The organism is Streptococcus sp. KHUD_017 (assembly GCF_054861245.1).
On record NZ_CM142175.1, the window covers coordinates 928,887 to 945,181 of the forward strand.

At 38.6% G+C, this 16,295-nt stretch carries 14 protein-coding genes; 12 read left to right on the forward strand and 2 right to left on the reverse strand.

Annotation, left to right across the window (positions count from 1 at the left end):
• Positions 1-83: 83 nt before the first annotated feature.
• The 12 genes from pynA to ACVAMZ_RS04595 all read left to right on the forward strand — a co-directional run bounded on the left by pynA (position 84) and on the right by ACVAMZ_RS04595 (position 12,682).
• Positions 84-776, forward strand: a complete 693-nt coding sequence (gene pynA, locus ACVAMZ_RS04540; protein ID WP_461685164.1) for a pyrimidine 5'-nucleotidase PynA — start codon at positions 84-86, stop codon at positions 774-776.
• 64 nt (positions 777-840) lie between these two features.
• Positions 841-1,596, forward strand: a complete 756-nt coding sequence (locus ACVAMZ_RS04545) for a DUF4336 domain-containing protein (RefSeq protein WP_414277123.1) — start codon at positions 841-843, stop codon at positions 1,594-1,596.
• Between the two features lie 11 nt (positions 1,597-1,607).
• Positions 1,608-2,261, forward strand: a complete 654-nt coding sequence (locus ACVAMZ_RS04550; RefSeq protein ID WP_461685165.1) for a uracil-DNA glycosylase — start codon at positions 1,608-1,610, stop codon at positions 2,259-2,261.
• A 9-nt stretch (positions 2,262-2,270) separates the two neighbouring features.
• A complete protein-coding gene (locus tag ACVAMZ_RS04555; RefSeq protein ID WP_461684149.1) occupies positions 2,271-2,735 on the forward strand; it encodes an NUDIX hydrolase in 465 nt (154 codons plus the stop codon).
• A gap of 12 nt (positions 2,736-2,747) precedes the next feature.
• Positions 2,748-4,016, forward strand: coding sequence for a dihydroorotase (locus ACVAMZ_RS04560; RefSeq protein WP_461684150.1), 1,269 nt, complete (start codon positions 2,748-2,750; stop codon positions 4,014-4,016).
• A 43-nt stretch (positions 4,017-4,059) separates the two neighbouring features.
• Positions 4,060-5,400, forward strand: coding sequence for an MATE family efflux transporter (locus ACVAMZ_RS04565; protein WP_461684151.1), 1,341 nt, complete (start codon positions 4,060-4,062; stop codon positions 5,398-5,400).
• A 181-nt stretch (positions 5,401-5,581) separates the two neighbouring features.
• On the forward strand, positions 5,582-6,550 hold the full coding sequence (locus ACVAMZ_RS04570) for a thiamine pyrophosphate-dependent dehydrogenase E1 component subunit alpha (RefSeq protein WP_036757432.1): 969 nt from the start codon (positions 5,582-5,584) through the stop codon (positions 6,548-6,550).
• Positions 6,551-6,566: 16 nt separating this feature from the next.
• A complete protein-coding gene (locus ACVAMZ_RS04575; RefSeq protein ID WP_006152177.1) occupies positions 6,567-7,559 on the forward strand; it encodes an alpha-ketoacid dehydrogenase subunit beta in 993 nt (330 codons plus the stop codon).
• Positions 7,560-8,097: 538 nt separating this feature from the next.
• Positions 8,098-9,141: a dihydrolipoamide acetyltransferase gene (locus ACVAMZ_RS04580; RefSeq protein WP_461684152.1), complete on the forward strand. Its 1,044-nt coding sequence runs from the start codon at positions 8,098-8,100 to the stop codon at positions 9,139-9,141.
• A gap of 38 nt (positions 9,142-9,179) precedes the next feature.
• The gene (lpdA, locus tag ACVAMZ_RS04585; RefSeq protein ID WP_414290780.1) at positions 9,180-10,883 is read left to right on the forward strand and encodes a dihydrolipoyl dehydrogenase; all 1,704 of its coding nucleotides are present in this window, start codon (positions 9,180-9,182) and stop codon (positions 10,881-10,883) included.
• 58 nt (positions 10,884-10,941) lie between these two features.
• Positions 10,942-11,931: a lipoate--protein ligase gene (locus tag ACVAMZ_RS04590; protein ID WP_461684153.1), complete on the forward strand. Its 990-nt coding sequence runs from the start codon at positions 10,942-10,944 to the stop codon at positions 11,929-11,931.
• 109 nt (positions 11,932-12,040) lie between these two features.
• Positions 12,041-12,682, forward strand: coding sequence for a hypothetical protein (locus ACVAMZ_RS04595; RefSeq protein WP_461684154.1), 642 nt, complete (start codon positions 12,041-12,043; stop codon positions 12,680-12,682).
• A gap of 85 nt (positions 12,683-12,767) precedes the next feature.
• Here the strand turns inward: ACVAMZ_RS04595 and xerS are convergent, their stop codons facing one another.
• Both xerS and ACVAMZ_RS04605 read right to left on the reverse strand, forming a co-directional pair.
• The gene (xerS, locus tag ACVAMZ_RS04600) at positions 12,768-13,838 is read right to left on the reverse strand and encodes a tyrosine recombinase XerS (protein WP_263393573.1); all 1,071 of its coding nucleotides are present in this window, start codon (positions 13,836-13,838) and stop codon (positions 12,768-12,770) included.
• 377 nt (positions 13,839-14,215) lie between these two features.
• Entirely contained in the window at positions 14,216-16,285 is a 2,070-nt protein-coding gene (locus tag ACVAMZ_RS04605) for a zinc-ribbon domain-containing protein (protein WP_461684155.1), read from the reverse strand.
• Positions 16,286-16,295: the final 10 nt, after the last annotated feature.

Consider the following 16,295-nt stretch of genomic DNA (forward strand, 5'->3'; position numbering starts at 1 on the left):
AATCGTGTTAGGATTTATTATTCTATTTGTTTGTGCTATACTTTGAAGTATATAAAGACTATTGAATACAGGACAATAAATTAATGACTTATAAATTTTTACTCTTTGACCTCGATCATACCTTGCTTGATTTTGATACTGCTGAGGATGTCGCTCTAACGCAACTTCTAAAAGAAGAAGGTGTTGAGGATATCCAAGATTACAAAGATTATTATGTACCTATGAACAAATCACTTTGGAGGGATTTGGAACAGAAAAAAATTACAAAGGCTGAGTTAATTAACACACGTTTTTCAAAATTGTTTGCTCATTTTGGCATTGAAAAAGATGGTTCCTACTTAGCAGAGCGCTACCAGTTTTTCCTATCAAAACAGGGACAGACTTTCCCAGGTGTGGAAGATTTATTAAAATATTTGATACATCAGGAATATGAACTCTATGCTGCGACAAATGGAATTACCTTTATTCAGACAGGTCGTTTGGAACAATCTGGAATTGCACCTTTTTTCAAGGAAATCTTCATTTCAGAGCAACTCCATACCCAAAAACCAGATGCAGCATTTTATGAGAAAATTGGAGCCCGAATCCCTAACTTTGATAAAAATCATGCCCTTATGATTGGAGATTCCCTAACAGCAGATATTCAGGGTGGGAATAATGCTGACATCGATACCATCTGGTATAACCCTAATCACCTCGAAAATCACACACAAGCCCATCCGACTTACGAAGTTGACTCTTATCAGGCTCTGCTAGAACTCTTAGATAAACTGTAAAAAGTGGTTTCCATAGCCACTTTTTGCTATAATAGAGGCAGTAAAAATGAAGGAGTAGTAAATGATGTCTAGGCCACCTCTTTCTCTTTATGAACCATTGTATTTACTAAAGAAAGTTGATCAAAATATCTGGATAGTAGATGGTGATTTGATACAAATGGATATGAAGGTCTTCAAACTTCCTTTTCAGACACGTATGACGGTGATTAAGTTAAATGATGACAAACTTTGGATTCATTCTCCTATTGCTCCAAATGAAAAACTTTTTACTGAACTGGACGCTTTGGGCAAAGTTGCTTACCTGATATCACCAAATAAGATTCACTACGCCTATATTGCAGATTGGAAACAAAGATATCCTCATGCGCAAGCATGGTCTAGTCCAGGAGTAGAAGAGAGAGCGAAAAGTCAGAAAGTCAAGGTTGTATTTGATGCTCCCTTAACAGATAAGGCTCCTGACTTATGGTCTGATGAGATTGAACAACTCATTTTTAAGGGAAGTTCAGTCATTGAAGAGGTGGTATTTTTTCATAAATCAACTAAAACACTGATTGTGACAGACCTCATAGAGAATTTTGAACCAAAAAAGATAGCTAGTCCAATCCGCAGAAGATTCTATCGTTTAGCTCGTGTAACAGCCCCTGATGGTCAAACTCCTATTGACTATCGGATGACTTTTTTAGGAAGACAAAGGGAAGCAAAGGTTTCCTTTTCCCTTATGTTAAACTGGAAACCGGATAAAATCATACTTGCACATGGTTTATGCTTTTTTAAAAATGGTACGGATGAATTAAGACGTGCTTTTAGATGGATACGATAAAGGAGAGAAAGATGCAACACTCATCTTGGCATGCTTTGATTAAAGAGCAATTACCGGAAGGTTATTTTGGGAAAATTAATCACTTTATGGAACAGGTTTACGCTCAAGGAACTGTATATCCTCCTAAAGAAAAGGTTTTTCAGGCTCTTTTGACAACTCCTCTTGAAGAGGTTAAAGTGGTGATTCTTGGTCAGGATCCTTATCATGGTCCTGATCAGGCTCAAGGTTTGAGTTTTTCTGTTCCGGATAATATCCCAGCGCCACCTTCCTTGCAAAATATTCTTAAAGAGCTTGCTGATGATATTGAGGTAAAACCGTCACATGACTTGACCTCTTGGGCTGAGCAGGGAGTTTTACTTCTCAATGCTTGCTTGACTGTTCCTGCAGGGAAGGCCAATGGTCATATTGGGCAGATATGGGAGCCTTTCACGGATGCCGTGATTAAGGTTGTCAATAATTTAGATAGACCAGTAGTATTTGTTCTCTGGGGTGCTTATGCACGCAAGAAAAAATCGTTGGTGACCAATCCTAAGCATTTGATTATCGAATCAGCCCATCCAAGTCCCTTATCCGTTTACAGAGGATTTTGGGGTTCCAAGCCTTTTTCCAAGGTTAATACATTCTTAACAGAGACAGGACAAGAGCCAATTGATTGGCTTAGATAAGGAGAAAATATGCCTCAGTTAGCGACGATTTGCTACATTGATAACGGGAAAGAGCTACTCATGCTTCATCGTAATAAAAAGTCTAATGATGTCCATGAAGGGAAATGGATCGGTGTAGGTGGAAAGTTAGAGCGTGGAGAAACTCCACAAGAATGTGCTGCTCGTGAGATTTTAGAAGAAACTGGTCTAAAAGCAAAACCAGTATTAAAGGGAGTTATCACCTTTCCTGAGTTTACACCAGACCTGGACTGGTACACCTATGTATTTAAGGTGACTGAGTTTGAGGGGGAATTGATTGATTGTAATGAAGGGACTTTAGAATGGGTTCCTTATGATGAGGTTTTGAGCAAACCAACCTGGGAAGGAGACCACACTTTCGTAGAGTGGCTTTTAGAAGATAAACCCTTCTTTTCAGCTAAGTTTGTTTATGATGGTGATAAATTATTGGACACTCAAGTGGATTTTTACGAATAAAGGAGAAAGCAGATGTTACTAATTAAAAATGGTCGAGTAATGGATCCTAAGTCTGGTTTGGATCAAGTGTGTGATGTATTGGTTAAGGATGGAAAGATTCACAAAATTGCACCACAAATTAGTGAAGAAGATGCAGAGGTCATTGATGCAACTGACCATGTAGTTGCACCCGGCTTGGTGGATATCCATGTTCATTTCCGTGAACCTGGTCAAACTCATAAAGAAGACATCCACACGGGGGCACTCGCTGCCGCTGCAGGTGGATTCACAACTGTTGTGATGATGGCTAATACTAATCCAACGATCTCCGATGTTGAGACTTTGCAGGAAGTTCTTCAATCTGCGGCAAAGGAAAAAATTAATGTTAAGTCTGTAGCAACGATTACCAAGAACTTTAATGGTCAAGACTTGACTGACTTTAAGGCGCTTTTAGAAGCTGGAGCCGTTGGTTTTTCAGATGATGGTATTCCACTTGAAAGCAGTAAAGTGGTCAAGGAAGCTATGGAAGAGGCTAAAAAACTCAACACTTTTATCAGTCTGCACGAAGAAGATCCTGGACTGAATGGTACGCTAGGTTTTAATGAAAATATTGCTAAAGAACATTTCCATATTTGTGGTGCTACAGGGGTTGCAGAGTATGCAATGATTGCACGTGATGTCATGATCGCCTATGCAACAAAAGCCCATGTTCATATCCAACACTTGTCCAAGGAAGAAAGTGTTAAGGTTGTGGAGTTCGCTCAAGGTTTGGGAGCAAACGTAACTGCAGAAGTAGCACCGCAACATTTCTCTAAGACTGAAGCGCTTCTCTTGACCAAGGGAAGTAATGCTAAGATGAATCCACCACTTCGCTTGGAGTCTGACCGCCGTGCAGTTATTGAAGGTTTGAAATCAGGAGTCATTTCCGTGATTGCGACTGACCACGCGCCTCACCATGTAGACGAAAAGAATGTCGAGGATATCACCAAAGCTCCTTCAGGTATGACAGGACTGGAAACTTCATTGTCACTCGGTTTAACTTACTTAGTCGAAGCTGGTGAGCTAAGCTTGATGGAGTTGTTAGAAAAAATGACAGTAAACCCTGCTAAATTGTATCATTTTGAAGCAGGTTATTTGGCTGAAAATGGTCCAGCTGACATTACCATTTTCGATGATAAAGCTGTCCGAATTGTAGATACACATTTTGCTTCTAAAGCAGCTAATTCACCATTTATCGGTGAAACTTTAAAAGGGCAGGTAAAATACACTATTTGTAATGGACAGATTGTCTATAAATACTAGATGAAATACTGCTCTATAAAATTTAAATTTAGAGAGAGTCTGTATGTATCCAACCCGTCGTTTTAAAGACAAGTTCATTTTATTTCTTAAGATTTTCTTCCCTATTTTGGTTTATCAATTCGCCAATTATTCGGCTTCCTTTGTTGATACGACCATGACCGGCCAGTATAATACTATTGATTTAGCTGGTGTTTCAATGGCTACTAGCTTGTGGAATCCTTTCTTTACTTTTTTAACAGGTATTGTTTCTGCCTTAGTCCCTATAGTTGGACATCATTTAGGACGTGGAAAAAAAGATGAAGTGGCTTCTGATTTCTATCAGTTTCTTTATCTTTCGCTTGGCTTATCCATTTTTCTATTTGTTTTAGTTTTTCTGGTTGCTCCTCTAGTTCTAAATAATATGGGATTAGAAGCGGCGGTAGCAAATATAGCAGTTCGTTATCTATGGTTTTTAGCAATAGGGATTATTCCTCTCTTACTCTTTAGTGTTATCCGTTCATTACTGGATGCGCTTGGGTTAACAAGGTTGTCCATGTATTTGATGCTTTTATTGCTCCCTCTCAATAGTGGTTTTAACTATTTATTGATTTATGGTGCCTTTGGTTTTCCTGAGTTGGGAGGAGCTGGAGCGGGACTTGGGACCTCTATGGCTTATTGGGCCTTGTTGGGTATATCTATACTAGTACTTCTTAAACAAGAAAAATTAAAAGAACTACATTTAGAAAACCGACTACCTTTAGATAAAAATAAAATAAAAGAAGCGATAAAACTGGGGTTGCCTATTGGTGGAACTGTTTTTGCAGAAGTTGCTATTTTTTCAGCCGTTGGCTTGATTATGGCGAAGTTTTCATCATTGATAATAGCTAGTCATCAGTCTGCTATGAACTTTTCATCTCTCATGTACGCTTTTCCTATGAGCATTTCAACAGCAATGGCTATTGTTGTTTCTTACGAAGTTGGTGCTAAACGTCTAGAGGATGCTATGAAATACATAAAAATCGGACGACTATCAGCTATGGCATTCGCAATTTTAACACTTTCTTTTCTGTATGTTTTTAGAGAAAATGTTGCCAGTCTCTATGGTCATGATCCAGAGTTCGTTCAACTAACTGCTAGTTTTATGACCTATAGCTTATTTTTCCAGTTAGCTGATACATTTGCGGCACCATTACAAGGGATTTTACGAGGCTACAAAGATACTGTCATCCCTTTCTACCTTGGTATCCTTGGATACTGGGGAGTTGCTATACCTCTTGGTTTGTTTCTAGATTATTCAACAAATCTTGATGCTTATTCATATTGGATAGGTCTTATCGTAAGTTTAGTTGTCAGCGGATTACTCTATCAGTGGCGTTTACAAGTTATTATGAAAAGATTCAAATAATTTGTTGAAAATATCCATGGAAATCAGTTTGTGAAATAGCCATTTTACATAATGAAAAGTCTTGATTTCATTGACTTTTCTTTTTTTATATTGTGAAAAAATATCAAGCATAATCTTTGACTATAGTTAACCTATAAGTTAGAATAGAACTATAAGAAATTAAACTTAGAAAGGCAAGATTATGTCAACTTTAGATAAAAATCTTTTGCTTGAGATGTTCCGTAAGATGGAAGAAATTCGTCGTATGGATTTAAAAATTGCTCAATTAGTAAAAAAAGGGAAAGTGCCAGGTATGACGCACTTTTCTGTTGGTGAGGAAGCTGCAAACGTTGGGGCTATGTTAGCTCTAAACGAAGACGACCTCATAACATCGAACCACCGTGGTCACGGACAAGCCATTGCTAAAGGAATCGACCTTAATGGTATGATGGCTGAAATCCTTGGTAAGTATACTGGAACTTGTAAAGGTAAAGGTGGATCAATGCACATCGCCGACCTAGATGCGGGTAACCTTGGTGCTAACGGTATCGTAGGTGGTGGTATGGGAATCGCAGTAGGTGCAGCCCTTACTCAACAAATGAAAAACACTGGCAAGATCGTTGTCTGCTTCTTTGGTGATGGAGCGACGAATGAAGGTGTATTCCACGAAGCTGTTAATATGGCTTCAATTTGGAATCTACCAGTTATTTTCTACTGTATCAATAACGGTTATGGAATCTCTGCCGATATTAAGAAAATGACAAATGTCAAGCATATCCATGAGCGTAGTGCTGCTTACGGTATTCCTGGAATGTTTATCGAAGACGGTAACAATGTTATCGATGTCTACGAAGGATTTAAGAAAGCAGTTGACCATGTTCGTTCTGGTAAAGGTCCTGTCTTAATCGAAAGTGTAACTTACCGTTGGCTTGGTCACTCATCATCAGACCCTGGTAAATATCGTACACGTGAAGAAGTCGATGAGTGGAAAGAAAAAGATCCAATCGAAAACCTTCGCAAGTACCTTGTTGAAAATAAAATTGCTAGTGCAGAAGAACTCGAAGAAATTCAGGCTCAAGTCAAGGAAGCAGTGGAAGCATCTGTTAAGTTTGCAGAAGAAAGTCCATTCCCTCCACTAGAATCAGCTTTTGAAGATATTTACGCAGACTAAGGAGAAGTAGAGAAATATGGAAACAAAATTAATGTCTTTCCGCGATACCATTATCCTTGCAATGTCTGAGGAAATGCGTCGCGACGAAAATGTACTCTTGATGGGGGAAGATGTAGGTGTCTTTGGTGGAGACTTTGGTACATCTGTAGGTATGCTTGAGGAATTTGGACCAGAACGTGTTCGAGACTGTCCGATTTCTGAAGCAGCTATTTCTGGAGCAGCTGCTGGTGCTGCTATGACTGGACTTCGTCCAATCGTTGATATGACTTTCATGGACTTTTCTGTTATTGCCATGGATAATATCGTCAACCAAGCAGCTAAAACTCGTTACATGTTTGGTGGTAAAGGTCAAGTACCAATTACAATCCGCTGTGCCGCTGGTAATGGAGTAGGTTCTGCAGCTCAGCACTCACAATCATTGGAATCTTGGTTTACTCATATCCCAGGATTGAAGGTTGTAGCTCCAGGTACACCAGCTGATATGAAGGGACTTCTTAAGTCTTCTATCCGTGACAACAACCCTGTTATCATTCTTGAATACAAATCAGAATTTAACCAAAAAGGTGAAGTTCCTGTTGATCCAGACTATACTATCCCACTTGGTGTCGGAGAAATCAAACGCGAAGGAACTGATGTAACAGTAGTAACATACGGTAAAATGCTTCGTCGTGTCATGCAAGCAGCTGAAGAATTGGCTGAAGAAGGCATCTCAGTAGAGGTAGTTGACCCACGTACTTTGGTTCCACTTGATAAAGACATCATCATTAATTCAGTTAAGAAGACTGGAAAAGTAGTTCTTGTCAACGATGCCCACAAGACAAGTGGTTTTATCGGTGAAATTTCAGCTATTATCTCAGAATCAGAAGCATTCGATTATTTAGATGCACCTATTCGTCGCTGTGCAGGGGAAGATGTACCGATGCCTTACGCACAAAATCTTGAAAATGCAATGATTCCGACAGTTGAAAGCATCAAAGATGCAATCCGTAAAACTCACAACAAACAATAATACATAAAATAAATTATGCAAAAAAATTTTTTGAGATACTTTTTGTATCCAAGTAAGTCGAAAAGTTGCGACAGGAGAGAGTCGGGTCGATATTAACCGACGAACGACTTAGTAAGTCTGCTAGGTGACCGCTTAACAGCGGCAACCGTAGTAACTTGAGATACGTTTCGTATCCAAGTTACTTGTAGAGTTGAACTCGGGCTAAAGTCTGTGTGAAAAAGATAAACTTTCCTAGAAACTAAAGTTTCTTCGTCATGTTTCCTATTTTCACTTTGACTTTTAACGCCCTTAGTATCTTAGATTAGAGCACGGGCTAAAAGCTCGGAAAAAAGATAAATCTCCTTGACTTCATCGAAGTCTACGTTGATTTCCTATTTTTCGGTCGCTTTTAAACGCCCTTAGTATCATGTAATTGAATTCGGACGGAGGTCTGTGAAAAAAAGATAGATTTCCTTGTGTTCATCGAACACATCGTCAATCTCCTATTTTTTCATTGCCCTCTTCGTCCTTAATATCTTAGTATAGAATAGGAGAGGTCATGGCTGATGATAAGCTAAGAGCGACTCCTGCAGCTAGAAAATTAGCGGATGATTTAGGAATTAATCTCTACGATATTTCTGGCTCAGGCGCAAACGGTCGTGTCCACAAAGAAGACGTGGAAACATATAAAGACACAAACGTGGTTCGCATTTCGCCACTTGCAAAACGAATTGCCCTTGAACATAACATTGCATGGCAAGAAATCCAAGGAACTGGTCATCGTGGCAAGATTATGAAGAAGGATGTTTTAGCTTTCCTTCCGGAAAATATTGAAAACGATACGATTAAATCACCTGCTCAAATCGAGAAAGTGGAAGAAGTTCCAGATAACATAACTCCTTATGGGGAAATCGAGCGTATTCCAATGACACCAATGCGTAAGGTTATTGCTCAACGTATGGTTGAGTCATACTTGACTGCACCAACCTTTACACTTAACTACGATGTCGATATGTCTGAAATGCTTGCCCTTCGTAAGAAAGTTCTTGATCCAATCATGGAAGCAACTGGTAAGAAAATCACTGTTACAGACTTGCTTTCACTTGCGGTTGTTAAAACTCTTATGAAACACCCATACATTAACGCTTCATTGACTGAAGATGGTAAGACAATCATCACTCACAATTATGTCAACCTTGCGATGGCGGTTGGTATGGATAATGGATTGATGACACCAGTTGTCTATAATGCAGAAAAAATGAGCTTGTCTGAGTTGGTAGTTGCATTTAAGGACGTTATTGGACGTACCTTGGAAGGTAAACTAGCTCCTAGCGAATTGCAAAATTCAACCTTCACCATCAGTAACTTGGGAATGTTTGGTGTTCAATCATTCGGTCCAATCATTAACCAACCGAACTCAGCAATCCTTGGGGTTAGCTCAACAATTGAGAAACCTGTTGTAGTAAATGGTGAAATCGTGATTCGTCCAATTATGAGTCTTGGTTTAACAATTGACCACCGTGTCGTAGATGGTATGGCTGGTGCTAAGTTTATGAAAGACTTGAAAGCTTTAATTGAGAATCCAATCTCAATGTTGGTTTAAAATATTTGTTTTAGAAATATAGATAGAGGAAGTAAGATATGGCCTTAGAAGTAATTATGCCAAAAGCCGGCGTGGATATGACAGAAGGACAAATCGTCCAATGGAATAAAAAAGTCGGAGAATTTGTAAAAGAAGGAGAAATCCTTTTGGAAATCATGACTGACAAAGTCAGCATGGAATTGGAAGCAGAAGAAGACGGTTACTTGATCGCTATCCTGAAAGGGGACGGCGAGACTGTTCCTGTTACTGAAGTTATCGGTTATCTTGGTGAAGAAGGGGAAAACATCCCAACAGCTGGAGCAGCTGCACCAGAAGCTAGTCCAGCACCTGCAGCAAGTGCTTCAAATGATGATGGTAAGAGCGATGATGCTTACGATATCGTTGTTATTGGTGGTGGACCTGCTGGTTATGTTTCTGCCATTAAAGCAGCTCAATTAGGTGGTAAGGTTGCTCTTGTTGAGAAATCTGAACTTGGTGGAACATGTTTGAACCGCGGATGTATCCCAACTAAAACTTACCTTCACAACGCTGAAATTATTGAGAATATTGGTCACGCTGCAAATCGTGGTATCGTAATTGAAAATCCTAATTTCACAGTTGATATGGACAAACTTTTAGAAACAAAATCTAAAGTTGTGAATACTCTTGTTGGTGGGGTTGCAGGACTTCTTCGTAGCTATGGAGTTGATGTTCATAAAGGTATCGGTACTATTACTAAAGATAAGAATGTCTTGGTAAATGGTTCTGAATTGCTTGAAACTAAGAAGATCATCCTTGCTGGTGGTTCAAAAGTAAGCAAAATCAATGTTCCTGGTATGGAATCATCTCTTGTAATGACTAGTGATGACATCCTTGAAATGAATGAAGTACCAGAAAGTCTTGTGATCATTGGTGGTGGAGTTGTCGGTATCGAGCTTGGTCAAGCCTTCATGACATTTGGTTCAAAAGTTACTGTTATCGAAATGATGGATCGCATTGTCCCAGCAATGGATGCGGAAGTATCTAAGAACCTTCGCTTGATTCTTGAACGTAAAGGTATGACGATCTTGACAGGTACTAAACTTCAAGAAATCATTGAAGAAGATGGCAAACTTCGTATCAAAGTTGAAGGAAAAGATGATATCATCGCAAATAAAGCTCTTCTTTCAATCGGTCGTGTTCCAGATCTTGAAGGAATCGGAGAAGTTGAGTTTGAGTTAGACCGTGGTCGTATCAAGGTTAATGAATACATGGAAACTTCTGTTCCAGGTATCTATGCACCAGGTGACATCAACGGTACTAAGATGTTGGCTCACGCTGCCTTCCGTATGGGTGAAGTTGCTGCTGAAAATGCTCTTAAAGGAAACCATGCTGTTGCTAAATTGAACTTGACTCCTGCAGCCATCTATACACTTCCAGAAGTAGCAGCAGTTGGTTTGACTGAAGAACAAGCTCGTGAGAAATATGATGTCCAAATCGGTAAATTCAATTTTGCCGCAAACGGACGTGCAATTGCATCAGATGCTGCTCAAGGATTTGTTAAAGTCATTGCAGACAAGAAATATGGTGAAATCCTTGGTGTTCACATCATTGGTCCTGCAGCTGCAGAATTGATCAACGAAGCGTCAAGTATCATCGAAATGGAAATCACTGTTGAAGAAATGCTTAAGACAATCCACGGTCACCCAACATACTCTGAAGTTATGTACGAAGCATTTGCTGATGTTCTTGGAATGGCCATCCATTCACCTAAGAAAAAATAAAAATAGATAGACTAGACTGGAATTATTTTCCAGTCTCTATCGTATTAGAAGGTATCTTATGAAATACATTATCAATCATTCAAACGACACTGCCTTTAATATTGCTTTAGAGGAGTACGCTTTTAAGCATCTTCTTAATGAAGATCAAATCTTCCTTCTTTGGATCAACAAACCATCTATCATTGTAGGTCGTCACCAAAATACCATCGAAGAAATTAACCGTGACTATGTACGCGAAAACGGTATTGAAGTAGTGAGACGAATCAGTGGTGGTGGGGCTGTTTACCATGATTTGAACAACCTTAACTATACCATCATTTCAAAAGAAGATGAAAACAAGGCCTTTGACTTCAAGAGCTTCTCTACTCCGGTTATCAATACCTTGGCTGAACTTGGTGTTAAAGCTGAATTTACAGGCCGTAACGACTTAGAAATAGACGGTAAGAAATTCTGTGGGAATGCACAAGCCTATATCAATGGACGCATCATGCACCATGGTTGTCTTCTCTTTGACGTGGATTTGTCAGTCCTAGCTAACGCACTTAAAGTGTCTAAAGATAAGTTTGAATCAAAAGGGGTTAAATCAGTCCGTGCTCGAGTAACTAATATTATCGACGAGTTGCCAGAAAAGATCACTGTTGAAGAATTCCGTGATTTACTCTTGGAATACATGAAAAAAGAATACCCTGAGATGACTGAGTATGTATTCTCAGATGAAGAATTGGCTGAAATCAATCGTATCAAAGATACTAAGTTTGGAACTTGGGACTGGAACTATGGGAAATCACCTGAATACAATGTCCATCGTGGAACTAAATTCCCAAGCGGTAAGGTTGAAATCTTTGCGAATGTTATTGAATCAAAAATTCAAGACATCAAGATTTACGGTGACTTCTTTGGTATTGAGGACGTAGCAGCAGTAGAAGATGTCCTTCGTGGCGTTAAATACGAACGTGAAGATGTTCTTAAAGCCCTTCAAACCATTAACTTAGGCCGTTACTTCGCAGGAATTACTGCAGAAGAAATTTCTGAAGCAGTGGTGGAATAAAGTAAAAGATATCCATTTAATATGGATATCTTTTATCTTAGACTTGATATTCAAAAATAATGAGAGTAGAATAAAGAGGAAATCTGAACAAAAAAGGGGATCATATTCGATGATGAAAATTCCAGTGGAAAAACTTGGTCTATTTGAACAGTTAGATCGTATAGTAGTGGCTTTTTTTAGCAAGCAACAACCTTCAAGTCCATATGATTTGAATATCAGTATTACACAAGAACACCTTGACCAGAAAAAGCAAGAGCTAGAACCATTAGGCTACCAAGCTGTCCAACTACCATTAGGAATGGCTTTAGATAATATCATTCAGCAACCTCATTATAAAAACTTAATCATTGGTGGGCTTGCTCCCGACGAAATTATAGTCAGCAAAGAAGAATTAATGCCTATGAAAGATATTGTGGACAGTTTTTGTATTATGTACGCTGCAGCGAATAACAGACTGGAAAATAGTAAGGCTTATGAATTAATGAAAGATAAGACGGTTTATTTTATTGGTAAACTATTTACAGATATTCCAAAAGACGGTGATGAAATTGCTTATTTAGGAATTGATCGAATAGCGAGCGATGGTACACCATATGAAGCTGTTAAATGCTTTCTAACGGAGGAGAGTGCAGAGAGATTCAATGATGAAAAAAGACCGGTCACCCCTGCAAACTTGGCCTATCTAAAATCATTTTGGGGAAAACCAGTCATTATTGAGCCGCACCGTAATTATTGGATCGAATTTTTATAGAAAGAATAAAAGAGCGTAAGATTCCATAAAAAATCCTACGCTCTTTTATTAATACTAAAACATTACATAATTTATATTATGTATCTCACAAACTATCCAAGGCATTTTTTTGCTCATCATTAACGATATGGGTATACAGGTCCGTTACTTGTGTGCTAGCATGTCCTAGTTGATGACTGACCAAAACTTGGGATTTGGTGGCATCATAGAGACGGGTAGCAAGAGTATGGCGGAGTTTGTGGGGTGTCACCCGGACTTTGAAGTCTTCTGAATACTTGGCCACCATCTTTTCAACACTAGAAGCATCAATACGGTTAGGAACACCTCGGTACAAGGTTAAGAAAAGGGCTGTATCGGTTTTTTCTGTCTTATAACGTTTGTCTCGAATAGCGAGATATTGCTCTAAATAAGGCTTAGCAAAGGCAGCGACATTAACCGAGTCTCGTTTTCCACCTTTTCGAGTGACATCAATCACCATCATTTTAAGATTGAGATCTCGAAGATCTAGGTTTACTGCTTCAGAGAGACGAACACCAGAGGCAAGAAGGAGTGCGATAATGGCTAAATCTCGTTCTTTATTCTTATTAAAGGAAGATAAGGCGCGATTTGAAAGTGTTTGAGGGTATTCCTGGTCGATATAGTTCAGGAAACCTTCTGTCTCATCACCTAAAAAGAGCTTTTGCTTGATATTCTCAGCACGAGCCGCCAAGGTTTCCTTCTTTTTCTTGGTTGCAACCTTCTTCATAACATTACGGTAGAAATAAGGCTCCCCTTGCTCATTTTCAACTTCCTCAGTCAAATACTTATAAAGACTAGAAAGTGCAGAAAGGGTACGGTTAATGGTTGTTTGAGAAACCCCATTTTTTGTCGTATTGGCATTGAGCAGAGGACGTTCACGCAAGTAAAGAATAAAAGATTCCATGTCTTTCTTGGTCATGTGTTCCAGAACGTCTAAGGGAATATCGGCCATGGTGTCAGCATCTGATATGCCAGATTCCAAGACCCAGGTGAAAAATCGATCGTATTCCTTTAAGTATTCGTACAAGGTCGTAAAACTGTATGGAACAGCCAGTTTCGATTGATAGTATTCTAGAACATACCAGGGCATGACTTGTTTGAGTTTATCGATACGTTCTAATAAGATCTCGCGTTTCATGTTTTTCTCCAAATCTTTCTATACTAGTAGTATAGCATAGCTATATATTTTTTTCAAGAAAATTATAGTTTTTCGGAAAGATGTTATAGAGGAGATTTAGGAATGAGCTAGTATAACTAAAAATTTTTTTCGAACAAAAATTGGTCCAAAATGTACTTTATTCCCGTGAAAACTGGAAATTTCAACCACCCTCAATTCATGCGAAAATGTACTTTATTTAAGTGAAAACTAAAAATTTTTTCAATTGTCGATAACCCCCAAAATGTACTTTTTAAAATTAATTTTTTGAGAATTCAAAGTATTTTTATGTAGCTGCTGGGTTTGTTGAAATTGTCTAAAACTAAAAAACCAAGCTACTTTTTAGCAACCTGATCTTCCTAAATATTCTTGAAAGGCACAAAATGTTGCCTTTTTCTTCTCCGTCCTTTACAAATTAAACATGGTTCTTTGTGACGTTTCTCAAATAAAACTCTATTATATAAGAACATCTTGTACCTATGTTCACCATTATTCTTGCAAGTCCACCACACATTGATCCGACTCTTTTCACTGACTTCACTAGGGTTTGCTAATAGAATATTATTTAAGTAATCCCATTCCTGAACTAAGATTGGCTGCGTAACATCAAATGAATTATATCCTGGTAGTACTTTTCGTCCAAAACAGTAAGGACAGCAATTATCGTTTTCTTCACGTTCACAGATTCTAGCTTCAAATTCCCCCTGACACCTTCTACACTTCCAATTAACTTTTGCTGTAGAGGATGGAAAGACTGCTGAAATGCTCCCATAGATATCCGACTGCCATTCTTCAATAAGGAGTGGTTTTACTACGTCTATTGATTCTGTTTTGGGGTTTGGGAGCAGATGTGTGCAATAGGGGCAAATATCTTTTAGACTTTTGGTTTCCGAGGTTAAATAACGTTTTAGCACGGTATTCATTCTTTCTTTAAAGTCTAAATTACAGCTATTGCAATGCCACATAAAAGTCCGTTTTTCAACTTCATTGGGAACTATAGAATCTGTTTGCTCCTGATTTTTAGGACTCCAAATACTTACTAATTCAGGGTAAGCATCTAAAAGTGTGTTATAGCCCTTGAGGGGGGTCTCCTTGTTGCAATAAGGACATGGGTTAGCTGAGGCTCTTCGAATAGGAATAGAGCACTGATAATCTCCTTGGCAGGTTGAGCAATGCCACCAATATTTCTTGGTCTCGATTGTCGTTTGAGCTAGATAGATTGGAACATCGTTTTTATCGCTCCACTCTTTAACCAACTCAGGTTCGCTATAAAAGATTTGATTTTGGAACACTTCAGTATTCCAATCGCATAAGTTGGGACATGTTTGAAAGACTTGATTTTCGAAATTAGTGCGAAGAACCATCTCTTGGGGACTGCACTGAAAAACAATTTGGCAACAAGGGCATAGCCAAGTTAGTGGCTCGGTAGAATATTGCCAGTAATCAGTCAAGCTACCATCATTGTCAGAAGACCAGAATATATCAAGATAGGCATGAGTTTTATCAAGTGTGTTAAAGCCACTTAACAACTGTCTATTTGAACAAAATGGGCAACTCTCCTGATTCTTTTCTCGAACTAAACACGCATACTCTCCATGGCATACTGAGCAGGTCCATAGGGCTTCTATATTTGACAAGTTATCTACTTGTTCTACGGCTATATTGTTATTAGTTGACCATTCGTCTAAGTAAGATGGTGTTAAAAAGGATAATGGCTCATAATTGACATTGTCATCCAGTGGCATATCAAATGAGGCCTGACAGTTCGTACAATAATAGCCATTTCGCTTGATACGATTAAATAGTTGATCAATGGATAACTCGAATTGACTATTGCAGTGGTCACATTTCCATTGAACAGGTAGGGTGACGTTGTGATGAAGTTGTAACTGGGCAAACGAAATTTGGTTGCTATCATCACTATAAATCTTAGCAAGGTTTGGATATACCTCATGATAATAATAGTGATAACCCCATTCATTACAATCTAAATGAAAGAGCTCTTTGTCCTCTGATTGAAATAAGCGAAGATTCATTACTGTGTCGCGCCAACTAACCCGACAAGTAGGACATTTTAAGTGGAAAACACGCTTTGAATTAAACTTTTCATTCCAAAGCTCTTCTAGGATGGTATCCTTGTTTTCATGGTGAAAATTGATATAGTTTTCGAAATCAGGAAAGACGGCAGGAATGCTATTCTTTTCTTTGACCAATAATTTCCCTAGCTGACAACAAGGGCAAAATGCCTTACTGTTCAAGCTACTTCTGTACACATCATAAACCTTTGCTTCCCAACTGTAAGAACAATCAGGACAAATCCAATGAGCACATGCTCGTCGATTTATTTTTGTCGTTTCAATATCAAGATGATTTAATTTGAAGTCCCAATACATCAAAAGTAAAGGGCAATCTTTTATCACATCTATCATTAAAACCTCC